This is a genomic window from Planifilum fulgidum (assembly GCF_900113175.1).
GTDB lineage: Bacteria > Bacillota > Bacilli > Thermoactinomycetales > DSM-44946 > Planifilum > Planifilum fulgidum.
Genome location: NZ_FOOK01000019.1, coordinates 47,976 through 63,241 on the forward strand (window position 1 = coordinate 47,976; position 15,266 = coordinate 63,241).

Annotated in this window: 13 protein-coding genes; 12 read left to right on the forward strand and 1 reads right to left on the reverse strand. The window is 59.1% G+C overall.

All coding sequences use genetic code 11. The annotated features are described in order from the left end of the window. Nucleotides 1–11: 11 nt before the first annotated feature. The 12 genes from xylB (at nt 12) to BM063_RS11210 (ending at nt 14,889) form a co-directional block, all read left to right on the forward strand. Nucleotides 12–1,511, forward strand: a complete 1,500-nt coding sequence (xylB, locus tag BM063_RS11150; RefSeq protein WP_092039023.1) for a xylulokinase — start codon at nt 12–14, stop codon at nt 1,509–1,511. A 102-nt stretch (nt 1,512–1,613) separates the two neighbouring features. Further along, entirely contained in the window at nt 1,614–3,005 is a 1,392-nt protein-coding gene (gene xylE / locus BM063_RS11155; protein WP_092039026.1) for a D-xylose transporter XylE, read from the forward strand. 14 nt (nt 3,006–3,019) lie between these two features. Beyond that, on the forward strand, nt 3,020–4,057 hold the full coding sequence (locus BM063_RS11160) for an aldose epimerase family protein (protein WP_092038996.1): 1,038 nt from the start codon (nt 3,020–3,022) through the stop codon (nt 4,055–4,057). Between the two features lie 207 nt (nt 4,058–4,264). Continuing rightward, nucleotides 4,265–4,507: a hypothetical protein gene (locus tag BM063_RS11165; protein WP_092038998.1), complete on the forward strand. Its 243-nt coding sequence runs from the start codon at nt 4,265–4,267 to the stop codon at nt 4,505–4,507. Nucleotides 4,508–4,540: 33 nt separating this feature from the next. Beyond that, nucleotides 4,541–5,005: an LPXTG cell wall anchor domain-containing protein gene (locus BM063_RS11170; RefSeq protein WP_143085328.1), complete on the forward strand. Its 465-nt coding sequence runs from the start codon at nt 4,541–4,543 to the stop codon at nt 5,003–5,005. Between the two features lie 156 nt (nt 5,006–5,161). Further along, nucleotides 5,162–6,379, forward strand: coding sequence for an S-methyl-5-thioribose kinase (mtnK, locus tag BM063_RS11175; protein ID WP_092039002.1), 1,218 nt, complete (start codon nt 5,162–5,164; stop codon nt 6,377–6,379). 2 nt (nt 6,380–6,381) lie between these two features. After that, nucleotides 6,382–7,452 carry an S-methyl-5-thioribose-1-phosphate isomerase gene (gene mtnA, locus BM063_RS11180; RefSeq protein ID WP_425439156.1) on the forward strand — a complete coding sequence of 357 codons (1,071 nt, stop codon included), beginning with the start codon at nt 6,382–6,384 and terminating at the stop codon, nt 7,450–7,452. A gap of 479 nt (nt 7,453–7,931) precedes the next feature. Further along, nucleotides 7,932–8,834 carry a DMT family transporter gene (locus tag BM063_RS11190; RefSeq protein ID WP_177199118.1) on the forward strand — a complete coding sequence of 301 codons (903 nt, stop codon included), beginning with the start codon at nt 7,932–7,934 and terminating at the stop codon, nt 8,832–8,834. Between the two features lie 92 nt (nt 8,835–8,926). Beyond that, nucleotides 8,927–9,160, forward strand: coding sequence for a ferredoxin family protein (locus BM063_RS11195; RefSeq protein ID WP_092039030.1), 234 nt, complete (start codon nt 8,927–8,929; stop codon nt 9,158–9,160). 296 nt (nt 9,161–9,456) lie between these two features. Further along, on the forward strand, nt 9,457–11,856 hold the full coding sequence (locus BM063_RS11200; RefSeq protein ID WP_092039009.1) for a 3-hydroxyacyl-CoA dehydrogenase/enoyl-CoA hydratase family protein: 2,400 nt from the start codon (nt 9,457–9,459) through the stop codon (nt 11,854–11,856). Nucleotides 11,857–11,899: 43 nt separating this feature from the next. Continuing rightward, nucleotides 11,900–13,081 (forward strand): acetyl-CoA C-acetyltransferase, encoded by a 1,182-nt coding sequence (locus BM063_RS11205; RefSeq protein ID WP_092039012.1) that lies wholly within the window; start codon nt 11,900–11,902, stop codon nt 13,079–13,081. A 26-nt stretch (nt 13,082–13,107) separates the two neighbouring features. Further along, nucleotides 13,108–14,889, forward strand: a complete 1,782-nt coding sequence (locus tag BM063_RS11210; RefSeq protein ID WP_092039014.1) for an acyl-CoA dehydrogenase family protein — start codon at nt 13,108–13,110, stop codon at nt 14,887–14,889. A gap of 69 nt (nt 14,890–14,958) precedes the next feature. Here the strand turns inward: BM063_RS11210 and BM063_RS17855 are convergent, their stop codons facing one another. Continuing rightward, nucleotides 14,959–15,201 (reverse strand): IS3 family transposase, encoded by a 243-nt coding sequence (locus BM063_RS17855; RefSeq protein WP_092040967.1) that lies wholly within the window; start codon nt 15,199–15,201, stop codon nt 14,959–14,961. Nucleotides 15,202–15,266: the final 65 nt, after the last annotated feature.

Consider the following 15,266-nt stretch of genomic DNA (forward strand, 5'->3'; position numbering starts at 1 on the left):
GGGAGTTTGTCATGAAATACGTCATCGGGGTGGATCTGGGGACCAGCGCGGTCAAAATCTTGCTGGTCAATCAGCGTGGACAAGTGGTCAGGGAAGTATCCAAGACCTATCCCCTGATACAGGAAAAAGCGGGCTACAGTGAGCAAAATCCCGAAGACTGGGTAGATCAGACAGTCGCTGGACTGTCTGATCTCCTGAAATACGGCGATTGCGATCCGAAGGACATTGAAGGGCTCAGCTTTTCCGGACAAATGCACGGGCTGGTTTTGCTGGATGAAAACAACCGGGTATTGCGCAATGCCATTCTTTGGAACGACACCCGCACGACCCGTGAATGTCGGGAAATTTATGAGAAGGTCGGGAAAGAGCGTTTGCTGCAAATCACCAAGAATCCGGCCCTGGAAGGATTTACGTTGCCCAAGATTCTCTGGGTAAAAAAGAACGAACCCGAAATTTACCGCAAGGCGAAAACCTTTGTGCTGCCGAAAGATTATGTGCGCTATCGGCTGACCGGAAAATTGCACATGGAGTATTCCGATGCGGCGGGCACCTTGCTCCTGGATATCAACAAGAAAGAGTGGAGCAAGGAAATTTGCCGCCTGCTGGACATCGATGACGGGCTCTGCCCGCCGCTTTTGGGATCCCATGAAGAGGTCGGAACGATCACCCCGGAAATTTCCAAAGTCACAGGCCTGTCCACCTCGACGCGCGTTTTCGCCGGGGGGGCTGACAATGCCTGCGGAGCTATCGGGGCAGGGGTTTTGCAGGACGGAAAATCGATGGTCAGCATCGGCACTTCCGGCGTGTTCCTGTCTTATGAATCCGACGGGAACAAGGACTTCGGCGGAAAAGTGCATTACTTCAACCACAGCGCCCCTGACGCCTATTACACCATGGGAGTGACCCTCGCCGCCGGGTACAGTCTGTCGTGGTTTAAAGACGTCTTCGCCAAAGAGGCCGGATTTGACCAATTGTTGGCGGGGGTGGACCGGGTGCCGATCGGTTCCGACGGGCTGCTTTTCACCCCCTATATCGTCGGTGAAAGGACGCCGCATGCGGATGCGAACATTCGCGGCAGTTTTGTCGGCATGGACAGTTCCCATCAGTTGAAGCATTTTGTCCGGGCGGTTCTGGAGGGAATCACCTTTTCGTTAAATGAGTCCGTGGAGATTTTCCGTGAAAATGGCAAGAGGATCGATGCCATCGTTTCGATTGGCGGCGGAGCCAAAAATGAAACCTGGCTGCAAATGCAGGCGGACATATTTAACGCCAGGATTGTAAAACTTTCCAGCGAACAGGGGCCGGGGATGGGGGCCGCCATGCTGGCCGCCTACGGATGCGGCTGGTTTGACTCCCTCCAGGAATGCAGCGACCGGTTCCTGAAAGTGGACAAGGTTTATGATCCCATCGAGGAAAACGTAAAGAAATACAGAGACCTGTTCCAGTTGTACAAAGAGATTTATCCGGCCACGGCTTCGCTGAACAAAGAACTGATGAAATACAGAAATTAGAAAGGACTACTATTAGATAGAAATGTAACCGCTTGAACTTTGGAGTGGAGAGGGGGAAAAGAGCAAGATCCTTATTTTGTCTCGATCTTGCTCTTGAAAACGATGCGCCAATACAGACACGTTCTGTATGTTGCGGCCATCACGTTGGTTGTCACTTTGGGAGGGTTGCTTTTCGGTTATGACACCGCAGTCATTTCAGGGGCGGAGCAGGCGATTGAAGTCTATTTGATCGACAGCCTGGGGCTGGGTTCCTTCGCCCACGGGTTGACCGTCTCTTCCGCCCTGATCGGCTGCATTGTCGGCGGGATCATTTCCGGTTTCTTTTCCAACCGGATCGGCAGGAAGAATACCCTGTTGCTGGCTGCCGTCTTGTTTGTCCTGTCAGCCCTGGGATCTGCCTATCCGGAATTTCTTTTTTTCAACGTGGGGGAACCGACGTTTGGCGTATTGATTATGCTCAATTTGTACCGGATTCTGGGGGGAATCGGGATCGGGCTGGCCTCTGCGACCGCTCCAACCTATATCGGGGAGATCGCTCCCGCGCATATTCGCGGAAGACTGGTGTCCTGGTACCAGTTTGCCATCATTTTCGGCCAGCTGGTGGTATACATCGTTAACTGGAGTATTGCCAACGGCCGGTCCTTTGAGTGGATTGTGGACCGGGGATGGCGGTACATGCTCGCTTCGGGAGCCATCCCTGCGCTGTTGTTCTTCCTGTTGCTGTTCCTGGTTCCCGAAACCCCCCGCTTTCTGGTTTCCAGGAAAGATGATCAACGGGCATTCAACATCTTGGAGAAAATCAACGGTTCCAGGGAAAAAGCAAAAGAAATTCTGGAGGATATCCAGCTTTCTTTGCGCCAAAAAGAAGCGACCGGCCATTTGTTTTCCTACGGAAAAACGGTTGTGATCGTCGGGATTTTGCTTTCCGTGTTCCAGCAGTTTGTCGGGATCAATGTCGCTTTGTACTATGCTCCGCGCATTTTTGAAAGCCTGGGCGCGGGGAAAAATGCTTCGATGCTCCAAACCGTCGTCATGGGGCTTGTCAATGTCGTGTTTACCATTGTGGCCATCCAAACCGTGGACCGATGGGGAAGAAAACCCCTGCTCATTTCCGGTTCGGTCGGAATGGCGGTTGGAATGTTTGGGGTGGCGACACTCGCCCACTATAACATTTTCGGCTTGTGGACATTGTTTTTCATCGTGTTCTACACCGCCTCGTTCATGATGTCCTGGGGTCCCATTACCTGGGTATTGCTGTCCGAAATCTTTCCCAACAAAATTCGCGGACAAGCCATGGCCATTGCGGTGGCTGCACAATGGGCCGCCAACTTCTTCATTTCCTCGACTTACCCGTCCATGATCGAATTCAGCGGGGCATTCACCTACGGGTTCTACGGGGTAATGAGCGTTCTTTCCGCCATCTTCGTGCTCAAGATGGTTCCCGAAACCAAAGGAAAGACCCTTGAAGAGCTGGAAAAACTGTGGATCAAATGAGTGGGGCTGATCACATGAACATCGAGTGGGAAAAGGTCGGAGACGACTGGAAACTCTTCAGACTCATCAACGACCGGCACATGTCGGTGGAGATCCTGAACTACGGGGGAGTCATCACGAAAATCCTCGTCCCCGACCGAAAGGGAAAGCGGGAAAATGTGGTTCTGGGATATAAAGACCACCGGGATTATGAAAAAAATCCCCATTTCTTGGGGGCGTTGATCGGGCGCGTGGCCGGCCGGATCAAAGGGGCCAGCTTTGAACTGGACGGCAAACGGTACCTGCTGGAAAAAAACGAGGGCGACCACCATTTGCACGGCGGGTCGGGGGGATTTCACCGCGTGCTCTGGGAGGCGAAGCCTTTTGAATCCCCCGGGGAAGTCGGGCTTGAACTCCGCTATCTGAGCAGGGATGGAGAATGCGGATATCCCGGAAATGTCCGGGTGCATGTGATGTATAAATTGAACAACGACAATCGGCTGATGATTGAATACAGAGCGGTTTCCGACCGGAAAACCCCCCTTGCCCTGACCAACCACTCCTATTTCAATCTGACCGGCAACCTGAAAGGGACGGTTCACAATCATCTGGTTCAGGCGAATTGTTCCCGGTTTGCCGAGCTGGACCATGAACTGATCCCCACCGGCAACATCCTGGACACCCGGGGGACATTGTTCGATTTTACGGGCGGAAGGAAGCTGGGGGATGGAATCGCGGCGGGATCCGGACAAAATCGGATCGTGGGGGACGGATACGATCATTATTTCTTCTTTGACGGCGAAGAAGGGAAAGTGACCGTGAAAGACGAATCGAGCGGCAGGATTTTGACCATCCGGACCAACCAGCCGGGCATGGTGATGTATACTTCCAACAACCTGGAGGAGGGTTTGGAACTGGCGGAAGGAAAATCGAGGAAATACCTGGGGGTTTGTTTTGAAACGCAGGCTTCTCCCGCGTCCTTGCATCACGCCGGGTTTCCGTCGGTGCTGGTAAACGCGGGTGAAACGTATTACAGGTGGACATCGTTTCAGTTTGCCGTCGAAGGTGCATGATCGAACCCGGATCCGCCGGGTTTTGTCTTGGCCGGGAAGGCGCGGATTCCTTCTGCTTGCGCGGATGGGAGGCCGCGCCTCTTCGCTTGTGACGACTTTTCTCTAAAAAAAGAATCAAATCCTATTGAACATCGGTTACTACCATAGTACATTAGATTTACAGTATTCATCTCCATCCCAACAAATTCCGGAAGGCGAGGGGTACTCTTGAAGCGCTTTGGCATCCTGTTGTTTGCGGCGGTTTTGGCCCTGGGAATGCTGTTCCCTCAGACCACCTTTGCGACGGGGAAGCATCACGACAAGTGGGATTTCTTCTGCAAGCCGGACAAGTGGCCTGAAAAGCCGTTCAAGAAGTGGTACGGCGGCGATTGCGAAGAGATTTTTGTCAAGGTGAAACTCCCTAAAATCTGGAAGGAGATAGCAGGGAAAATCCAGGTGGAAGTATACTGATCCGAAACCGGAAAATTGAAGGATGCCCAATTGGTGAAGAGCGGGAAGCTGGAGCTGGACACCGAAAAGGCGGCCCAATTCACCCACGAACCGGAGAAGTCCGGGTACTATTGGTTCAAGCTCTCCAAGAAAGGCAAGCATAAGGCCCTGTGGACCGGAGCGATCCAGGTGGATTGCCCGGACAAGCCCGGCGGCGATCAACCCGCCGAACCGCCCCAAGATGGCGGTGACGATGAGCAGCCGGGCGGAAACAAGCCGGGTGATCAAGATCAAAACAAACCGGACGATCAAAACAAGCCGGATGACCAAACCAAACCGGATGACGGCGATGCCTCCAAAGAGGAAGGCAAATCCGGAGAGATTCCGAACAACAAGGGCGGACAGGGCGGCGGAAAACTGCCCAAGACGGCCACTTCCCATCCCCAAACCATGCTGATCGGCGGACTGCTTCTCCTGGCGGGAGCGGGGATTCTGGCTCTCCGCCGGCGCGTCGCCTGATCCCTGATTTCTTCGAATGACGGCCTCCCCGGAGGGATTTCCTCCGGCGGGGGCCGCTTTTTTGCATCCGGGCGTCCGCCCTGCAAGGAGGGAAAGATCCTTTTTTGTCGAAATGGACCAAGGAGACAGACGATTCAAAAGGAAAGGGGGCGTCCCATGCCTTCCGCATACCATCCGCTGACGGAAGAGGAAGCGGTGCAGTACGTCCGCAGCAAACTTCCCGGTTTCTTTCCTTCCGACGCCCAGCTGTTCAGCCGGGAGATCGGCGACGGCAATCTGAATCTGGTGTTTCGCGTGGTGGACGCGTCCACCGGACGCAGCCTCATCTTGAAACAGGCGCTTCCCTACGCCCGTGTGGTGGGGGAGTCGTGGCCGCTGACGCTGGATCGGGCGCGCATCGAATCGGAAGCGCTCAAGGTCCAGGGAAAGCTGGCGCCGGGCCTGGTGCCCCGGGTTTACCACAGCGATGAGGATCTGGCGCTGACGGTGATGGAGGATTGTTCCGATCACATCATCCTGCGCAAGGGGTTGATCGCCCGCAAGCGGTACCCCCGCCTTGCGGAGCATATGGCTGAATTTTTGGCGCGAACCCTGTTCTTCACCTCCGACCTGTACCTGTCTCCGGAGGAGAAAAAGGCCCGGGTGCGCCGTTTCATCAATCCGGAGATGTGCAAGATCACCGAGGATCTGGTCTTCTCCCATCCCTATTACGACGCCGACACCAACTCCTTCAACCCCCTCATCCGGGAGGATGTGGAGGCGGTCTGGAAAGACGGGGATCTCCGGCGGGAGGTCGCCAAGCTGAAGGAAAGCTTCATGACCTGCGGCCAGGCCCTGATTCACGGGGATCTGCATACGGGATCCGTCATGGTGACGGAGCAAGACACCAAGGTGATCGATCCGGAATTTGCCTACTACGGACCGATGGGTTTCGATGTCGGCGCCTTTCTGGCCAACCTGTTCCTCTCCTACGCTTCCCATGAGGGGCAAACCGCCGACTCCGAAGAGCGGGCAGCTTACCGCCAATGGCTGCTCCGGACGGCGGAGGACGTGTGGAACGGGTTTCTGGAGCGCTTCTGCCGGCTGTGGGACGAACACGTAAAGGATGAGATGTGGTCCGCCCCGGGTTATCGGGATGCATATATTTTGCGCCTGCTGCAGGATTCCGCCGGTTTCGCCGGATGCAAAATGATGCGCCGGGTGATCGGTCTTGCTCCCGTGGCCGATCTGGAAACGATCGAGCCGCCGGAGGTGCGGGCGGTCGCGGAAAGGCAGGCGCTCCGCATCGGGGCGCAGCTGGTGCTCCGCCGCGGGGAAATGCGATGCATCGGCGATATCACGGAGCTGGTTCGCCGGGAAGGGGGGGCGGAATGAGGATGAAGACAGGGATGGATCTGCCCCATCCGCCGGCGGTGGACTGGAAGGAGGACCGTTTGTTGCTGCTGGACCAGCGCCGCCTGCCGACGGAAACCGTCTACCTGGAATTGACCCGGCCTGAGGAGGTTCGGGAGGCCATCCGGGAACTGGCCGTCAGGGGTGCTCCCGCCATCGGGATCGCCGCCGCCTACGGCCTGTATCTGGGGGTCCGGGATGTTCCCGGGGAAGACGAGGAGGATTTCTGGGAAACGTTGAACCGGACATGCGATCGGCTCGGCACGTCCCGGCCGACGGCGGTCAACCTGCACTGGGCCCTGCGCCGGATGGTTCGCCGGGCGGAAAGCCTGAGGGGAAAGCCCCTTTCGGAGATCAAGGAGGCCCTGCTTCGGGAGGCGGAGGCGATCCGGCGGGAGGATGCCGAGGTTTGCCGGAGGATCGGGGAACACGCCCTTTCCCTCCTCCAGGACGGCATGGGCGTCCTCACCCATTGCAACGCGGGCGGATTGGCGACGGCGGCCTACGGGACGGCCCTCGCACCGCTTTATCTCGCCAAGGAACGGGGTTGGCGACTCAAGGTGTTTGCCGACGAGACGCGCCCCGTCCTGCAGGGTGCCCGGTTGACCGCCTATGAGCTGAAGCAGGCGGGGATCGACGTCACCTTGATCTGCGACAACATGGCCGCCGACGTCATGCGGCGGGGATGGGTGCAGGCGGTGATCGTGGGCACGGACCGGGTGGCGGCCAACGGAGATGTGGCCAACAAGATCGGCACCTACGGCGTGGCGGTGCTGGCCCGGGCCCACGGAATCCCCTTTTATGTGGCGGCGCCCACCTCTTCGATCGATATGGAGACCCCGACGGGCGCGGACATTCCCATCGAGGAGCGCCCCGCCGAAGAGGTGACGCAGGGGTTCGGAAAGCGGACGGCTCCCGAAGGGGTGGCGGTCTATAACCCGGCCTTCGACATCACCCCCGCCGAGTATGTGACGGCGATCATCACGGAACGGGGGGTGATCCGGCCGCCCTACGCCGAGGGACTTCGGCGGGTGATGGAAGAACCGCCGAAGTAAGAGGCGGCCCGCCGGTTTCCTTTTTATGTAATCCCGGAATTGCCGGTCCCCGGGAGGCGGCCGGTGCGTCAGGGGCAAAGGCTTGAGGACGGGTTTTTCGAAGGGAAGATGACGCCCCCTTTCCGGGGATCCCTCCGGCGACGCCCCCTGGGGATGGGCTGCCATTTATGGTAAAATGGTCGTGAAGGCGGCGGAAGGCAGGTCCTGTGGCCCTTGACCTTTTTCTGAAAAATAAGGTTCGCTACGAAGGTCAGAATCGTTTCCGCCCGCCTTCGTTTCCTTCTGTTTCGGGAAGGGATTTTTCGGTCACCGGCGATCATGACCCGAAAGGAGGTGAGCCGATGGCCCTGAAAGGGGTCCTGCCTCCGCCCGGAAACCTCCCGCTGTCCGTATAGGGCGGGAGCGACCCCGGCCGGTCAAACAGACGTTTGCCGAAGCTGTCGATTCCCGCCCGATATACCCAACGGGAGGGGATCGCGTTGCGTGGAGGAATCAAATGGGTTTGTCTGGCCTCCGTGCTGTGGGGAACGGCGGGGCTGGTGGGGAAGGGATTGACGGCCGATCACGGCCTCGATCCGCTGGCCGTCGCCGCCTGGCGGCTTCTGGTCAGCTCGCCCCTGCTCCTGTTTGCCGCGTGGCGGGAGGGAGTCCGCCTCGGGACCCCGTCGCCGCCGCTGCGCACCCACGCCGGCTGGTTTCTGCTGTTTGGACTGGCGGTGGCGGGATACCAACTGGGTTATTTTTCGGCGGTGGATCGAACCATGGTGGCCACCGCGACTCTTCTCGCCGTCTGCACCGCCCCGCTGTTCGTCGCGTTGGTGGCCCGCTGGGCGTTCGGTGAGCGGCTCACCTTTCGGGTGGCGGGGGCCTTGGCGTTTGGAGTGTTTGGGACGATCCTGATAATCGGCGTCGACGGCCTGGCCGGCCTGGTGAATCCGCGGTGGTGGACGGGAAATGCGCTGGCGCTTGCCGCCGCCCTTTGCTACGGCGGGTACATCCTGGTCGGAAAGCGTTTGACCGGCGAGCTGCCGCCGATCCGCATCGTCGCCGTCGCCTTCACCCTCGGAGCGGTGTTTCTGCTTCCTTTTCTCCGCTTTCCCGGTCCTTCCTGGGAAGCGTGGGGGATGATCCTCTACTTGGGGATGGTTCCCACGGGCGTCGCCTACATGTTTTACATTGCCGGGCTGAATCGGACAACGGCCACCCAAGCTTCCATCGCGGCCCTGCTGGAACCGCTGACGGCAACCCTCCTGGCGGTGTTCCTCCTGGGAGAGCGTCTCAGCCCCTGGGAGTGGGTCGGGGCTTTCCTGCTGTTTCTATCCCTGTTTTTGCTGGCTTCTCCGGGAAAGGTGCAGCGGCAGGAGGAGACATCGTCCCCGTGAGAGGAGGCTAGAGCGGTTGAGCGCCAGGGGGCCGGTTGGCATCGGGGATTGATCGCCGAAACAAAGTGAAATACGACAAGGGGGTTTCTTCAATGGCCTATGTGATCACTTCCGCTTGCAGGGATGAAAAGGCTGCGGAATGCGTTGAAGTATGTCCCGTGGATGCGATTCACGGCGACGATGTCCAGTATTACATCGATCCGAACACCTGCATCGATTGCGGTGCCTGCGAACCGGTCTGCCCGGTGGAAGCGATTTACCAGGAAGACATGGTTCCCGAAGAGGAGCAGGAATACATCGAGATCAACGCCAACTTCTTCAAGTGAGCGGGCGGCGCGGGTGCGGACCAACGCACCCGCGCCTTTCCAGGGCTCATCCGATGCGAGCCGTCGGCGACAAAGTTTTTGTTCCCCCTTGACGGCGGCGGTGCATCGGATAAATAATAGTCTTTGAAAGCACTTTTTTTCGAAGACTCGGGCCCTTTGCCCGCAGGAAGCATGACACGGGATGTCAGGGAAAGCGCCTATCCGCGGAAGGTGTTTTTTTCTCCGCCATAAATGAATGACCATTCATTCACAAACGTTTTCCGCGGGAGGGCGAAATAGGGAGAGGAGGATCGACTGTGGCGAAGATCAAACGGGCCGCCGTGCTGGGTGCCGGAGTGATGGGAGCCGCCATCGCCGGACACCTGGCCAACGTGGGCATTCCCACCTATCTTTTGGACATCGTTCCGAGGGAATTGACGGAGGAAGAAAAGAAGAAGGGCCTGACGCTGGACGACCCCCGGGTGCGAAACCGGTTGGCCCAGGCGGGCAAGGATCGCCTCCTGAAGGAAAAGCCGTCGCCCCTGTATCACAGGGATGCGGCAAACCTGATCACCGTGGGCAATCTGGAGGATGATCTCGACAAGCTGGGAGAAGTGGACTGGATCGTCGAAGCGGTCGTCGAAAACCTGAAGATCAAGCAGGAGCTCTACGCGAAGGTGGAGCGGGTGTGGAAACCGGGGACGATCGTCAGCTCCAACACCTCGGGGATCTCCATCCGCGCGATGGTGGAAGGGCGCTCGGAGGAGTTCCGCGCCCACTTCCTGGGCACGCACTTTTTCAATCCTCCCCGCTACATGAAACTGCTGGAGATCATCCCGACCGAGGCGACCCGACCGGAAATCGTGGCAGAGATGAAAGCCTTCGCCGAGGACGTGCTGGGCAAAGGGGTGGTCATGGCCAAGGACACGCCCAACTTCATCGCCAACCGGATCGGCGTCTACGGGCTGCAGGTGACATTGAAGGCGATGGAGGAGGCCGGACTGGGTCCGGATGAAGTGGACGCCATCACCGGCCGGGCGATGGGCCGTCCCAAAAGCGCCACCTTCCGCACCCTGGATCTGGTCGGTTTGGACACCTTCGTCCACGTCGCCGACAACGTCCGGGAAAATGTGAGCGATCCCGCCGAGAAGGAAACCTTTGTCGTGTCCCCGCTGCTTCGGGACATGGTGGAGCGGAAGTGGCTGGGCCAAAAGACGGGGCAGGGATTCTACAAAAAGGTGAAGGGAGAAAAGGGCAGCGAGATTCTCGCCCTGGATCCGAAGACGATGGAATACCGTCCGCGCAAGAAGCTGCGCGCCCCGTCCCTGGAAGCGGCCAAGCGGGCCAAATCCCTGCCGGAAAAGCTTCAGGCCCTGGTGTACGCCGACGATGTGGCGGGACGCTTCGCCTGGGAGATCACGAAAAAGACCCTCCTTTACGCGGCGGCCCGCATTCCGGAGATCGCCGACGACATCGTGAGCGTCGACCGGGCGATGAAGTGGGGCTTCAACTGGGATCTGGGTCCCTTTGAAATGTGGGACGCCATCGGCGTGGAGAAGTCCGTCGCCCGCATGCGCGAAGAAGGGGAGACGATTCCGCCCCTCGTGGAGGAGTTGCTCGCCTCCGGCGCCAAATCCTTCTACGGCAAGGAAGACGGAAAAGTCCGCCACTTCCATATCGGCGGGAAGTTCCGTGACGTGGAAGAGCATCCCAAAACCATCTCCCTGGATCGCCTGAAGGAGCAGAACCGGGTGATCAAGGCCAACAAGGGCGCCAGCCTGATCGACATCGGGGATGACGTGGCCCTGCTCGAATTCCATTCGCCCAAAAATGCCATCGGTGCCGACATCATCATGATGATCAACGCGGCGGTGAAGGAGGTTTCCGCCAACTACCGCGGTCTGGTCATCGGCAACCAGGGGACCAATTTCTGTGTCGGCGCCAACCTGATGCTGATCCTGATGGAGGCCCAGGACCAGAACTGGCCGGAGCTCGACCTGATGGTCCGCCAGTTCCAGAAGGCGATGGGATCCCTCCGCTACCTGGACCGTCCGGTGGTGGCCGCTCCCTTCGGCATGACCCTGGGCGGCGGCGTGGAAGTTTGCCTCCCGGCGGACCGCATCCAGGCGGCGGCGGAAACCTACATGGGCCTGGTGGAAGTGGGCGTCGGCCTGATTCCCGGCGGCGGCGGAAACAAGGAGCTGCTTCTCCGCTGGACCGAAGGAGTGGATCCGAAGGAAAAGCTGCTGCTCCAGCCCCTGGTGAACAAAGTGTTCGAGATCATCGGCATGGCCAAGGTGTCCACCAGCGCGCACGAGGCCAGGGATTACAAGTTCCTGAGGCCCTGTGACGGCATCACCGTCAACCGGGATCATCTCCTGTACGACGCCAAACAGGCGGTACTGGCGATGGACCGGGCCGGATACCGGCCGCCGCAGCCCCGGAAGATTCCGGTGGTGGGTGAGTCGGGCTACAACGTGCTGAAACTGGGCGCCTACAACCTGCTGCAGTCGGGCCACATCACGGAGCACGACTACAAGATCGCCTGCAAGCTGGCCTACGTCCTGGCGGGGGGCGCGGTGCCCGAAGGGACGCTGGTTGACGAGCAGTACCTGCTGGATCTGGAACGGGAAGCCTTCCTCAGCCTGGCCGGCGAGCCGAAGTCCCAGCAGCGCATGATGCACATGCTGACCAAAAACAAGCCGCTCCGGAACTGAGTCCGGCGGAAAAAGGGATACAAAGAGGGAGGAGAGGAAAGTTATGCGCGAAGCAGTGATCGTGGCGGGAGTCCGCACGGCTGTCGGGAAAGCCCACAAGGGCACGCTGAAGAACACCCGCCCCGATGAACTGGGAGCCGCCGTCGTCAGGGAACTGATGCGCCGGGTTCCCCAGGTGGATCCCAAGGAAGTGGAAGATGTGATCATGGGATGCGCCATGCCGGAAGGGGAGCAGGGGCTGAACATCGCCCGGATCATCGCGGTCCGCGCCGGCCTTCCCACGGAGGTTCCGGGGATGACCGTCAACCGGTTCTGCTCCTCCGGCCTGCAGACGATCGCCATGGCCGCGGAAAAGATCATGTGCGGCTTCGCCGACGTGGTGATCGCCGGCGGCGTGGAGAGCATGAGCATGGTGCCGATGACGGGCTACAAGCCCTCCCCCAACCCCTACCTGATGGAGCACTATCCTCAGATCTACATGTCGATGGGGCACACGGCCGAGGAAGTGGCCAGAAGGTTCGGCATCTCCCGGGAGGATCAGGACCGCTTTGCCGTGGAAAGCCACCGGAAGGCCCACAAGGCGATCCAGGAAGGAAAGTTTAAGGACGAGATCGTTCCGGTCACCGTCAAGGAGCGGTTCATCGGTGAAGACGGCAAACTGCAGGAGAAGGAGATCGTCTTCGACACCGACGAGGGGGTCCGCCCCGACACCTCGCTGGAGGTGCTGGCCAAACTGAAGCCCGTCTTCCGGGTGGACGGAACCGTCACCGCGGGGAACTCCTCCCAGACCAGCGACGGGGCCGCCGCCGTGATGGTGATGTCGGCGGAGAAGGCCGAGCAGCTGGGCGTAAAACCCATCGCCGTCTATCGTTCCTTCGCCGTCGGCGGCGTCGATCCCGACATCATGGGCATCGGGCCGGTGGTGGCCGTTCCCAAGGCGCTGAAGCTGGCGGGGCTGACGCTGGATCAGGTGGATCTCGTCGAACTGAACGAAGCCTTCGCCTCCCAGTCGCTGGAGGTGATTCGCCGGCTCGAGCTGAATCCGGAGATTGTGAACGTCAACGGCGGCGCGATCGCGCTGGGTCACCCGCTGGGCTGCACCGGCGCCAAACTGACGGTGTCGATCCTCAATGAGCTGGCCCGCCGCAAGCAGAAAATCGGCGTCGTCACCATGTGCATCGGCGGCGGCATGGGCGCGGCCGGCGTGTTTGAAATGGTATCCTGAAAAACCTTAAAAGGAGGAGAAAAAGGATGTCGACGACCGAAAGCGTGGCCAAAAAAGGGGGAGGCTTCCTGCTGGAGCGGCCGGCTCCCGAGGAGATTTTCACCCCCGAGGACATCAACGAAGAGCAAAAGATGATCGCCAAGACCACCGAAGACTTCGTCAAGGAAAAGGTGTGGCCGGTTCTGGAGGAGATTGAGAACCACAACTTCGACCACACCGTGCGCCTTCTGAAACAGGCGGGGGAACTGGGACTGCTCGGCGCCGACGTGCCGGAGGAGTACGGCGGTTTCGGCCTGGACAAAATCACCTCCACCCTGATCACCGAGAAGATGTCCCTCGGCCGTTCCTTCGGGCTCAGCCACGGCGCCCACGTGGGGATCGGGAGCCTGCCGATCGTCTTCTTCGGCAATGAGGAACAGAAGAAAAAATACCTTCCCGCCTTGGCCACCGGCGAGAAAATCGCCGCCTACGCCCTGACGGAGCCCGGTTCCGGTTCCGACGCCCTGGGGGCCAAGACCACGGCCAAGCTGAGCGAAGACGGCAAATACTACCTCCTGACCGGGGAAAAGCAGTGGATCACCAACTCCGGTTTCGCCGACGTCTTCATCGTCTACGCCAAGATCGACGGCGAGAAATTCACCGCCTTCATCGTCGAGCGGGACTTCCCGGGCGTCTCCGTCGGACCGGAAGAGAAGAAGATGGGGATCAAGGGATCTTCCACCCGGACGCTGATCCTGGACGAAGCCCGGGTTCCGGTGGAAAACGTCCTGGGCGAGCCGGGCAGGGGCCATGTGATCGCCTTCAACATTCTCAACATCGGCCGGTTTAAGCTGGCGGCGGGCTGCCTCGGTTCCGCCAAGCGGGCCATCGAAATCTCCGCCAAGTACGCCAAGGAGCGGAAACAGTTCAAGGTTCCGATCGCCAAGTTCGGCCTGATCCGGGAAAAGCTGGCGACGATGGCCGCCAAGACCTATGCCCTGGAGAGCATGGTGTACCGCACCGGCGGATATTTCGAGGAAAACCTCAGCAAAGTGGAAGGGGCCCAGGGGGCGGACGTGGCCAAAGCGATCGCCGAATACGCCCTGGAATGCTCCATCAACAAGGTGTTCGGCTCCGAAGTGCTGGACTACGTGGTGGACGAAGGGGTGCAGATCCACGGCGGTTACGGCTTCATGCAGGAGTACGAGATCGAAAACATGTACCGCGACTCCCGGATCAACCGCATCTTTGAAGGGACCAACGAGATCAACCGCCTCCTGATTCCCGCCACCCTGATGCGCAAGGCGATGAAGGGCGAACTGCCCCTCATTCAGGCGGCCCAGGAACTGCAGGAAGAGCTCATGACGATGATGCCGACGCTGCCGGAAGAGGAGCCGGCCCTGCTGGAGGAAGAGGCCAACCTGATCGACAACGCCAAGAAGATCTTCCTGATGAGCGCCGGCCTCGCCGTCGAGAAATATCAGATGGAACTGGAAAAACAGCAGGAGATCCTGCGGGATATCGCCGACATCGCCATCGAGATTTACGCCATGGAGAGCGCCTGGCTCCGGGCGAAGAAAGCCCTGGACAAGGAAGGCGAAGAAAAAGCCCGGCTCAAGGCGGATCTCACCCGGGCCTACGTCTACGAGGCCTTCCCGCGGGTCGAACAGCGGGCCCGCCACATCCTGTCGGCGATGGAGGAAGGGGATGTCCTCCGCACCCAGCTCTCCGTCCTGAAGAAATTGACCCGCTACACCCCGATCAACGAAGTCTCCCTCAAGCGTTCCATCGCCAAACAGGTCCTCGAAGCGGACGGCTATGTGGTCTGAGGGTGCAAGAAACACACCCCCGCACAAGTGGTCAAGCCCCAAAAATGTAGACACGTAAAAACACCCGGCTTATGCGGCGTGCTGACGCCTGTATTCTACAGGCGTCAGCTTGTTTAATTTCAGTTGAAGCCGCTCCTCGTTGTAAAAACGAATATACCTTTGAATTAGGATTTGAGCCTGCTCAGTATCTTGGATATGATGGTGTTGGAGAGCTTCTGTCTTTAAGTGGGAGAAGAAGCTCTCGATTGGGGCATTGTCCAAGCAATTGCCTCTTCTTGACATGCTGGATCTGAGGCCAAACTGAGCTAGCATGTGATGGTAGTCATGGGACGTGTACTGGAAACCACGGTCACTGTGAAGGATGGTTCCAGACACGT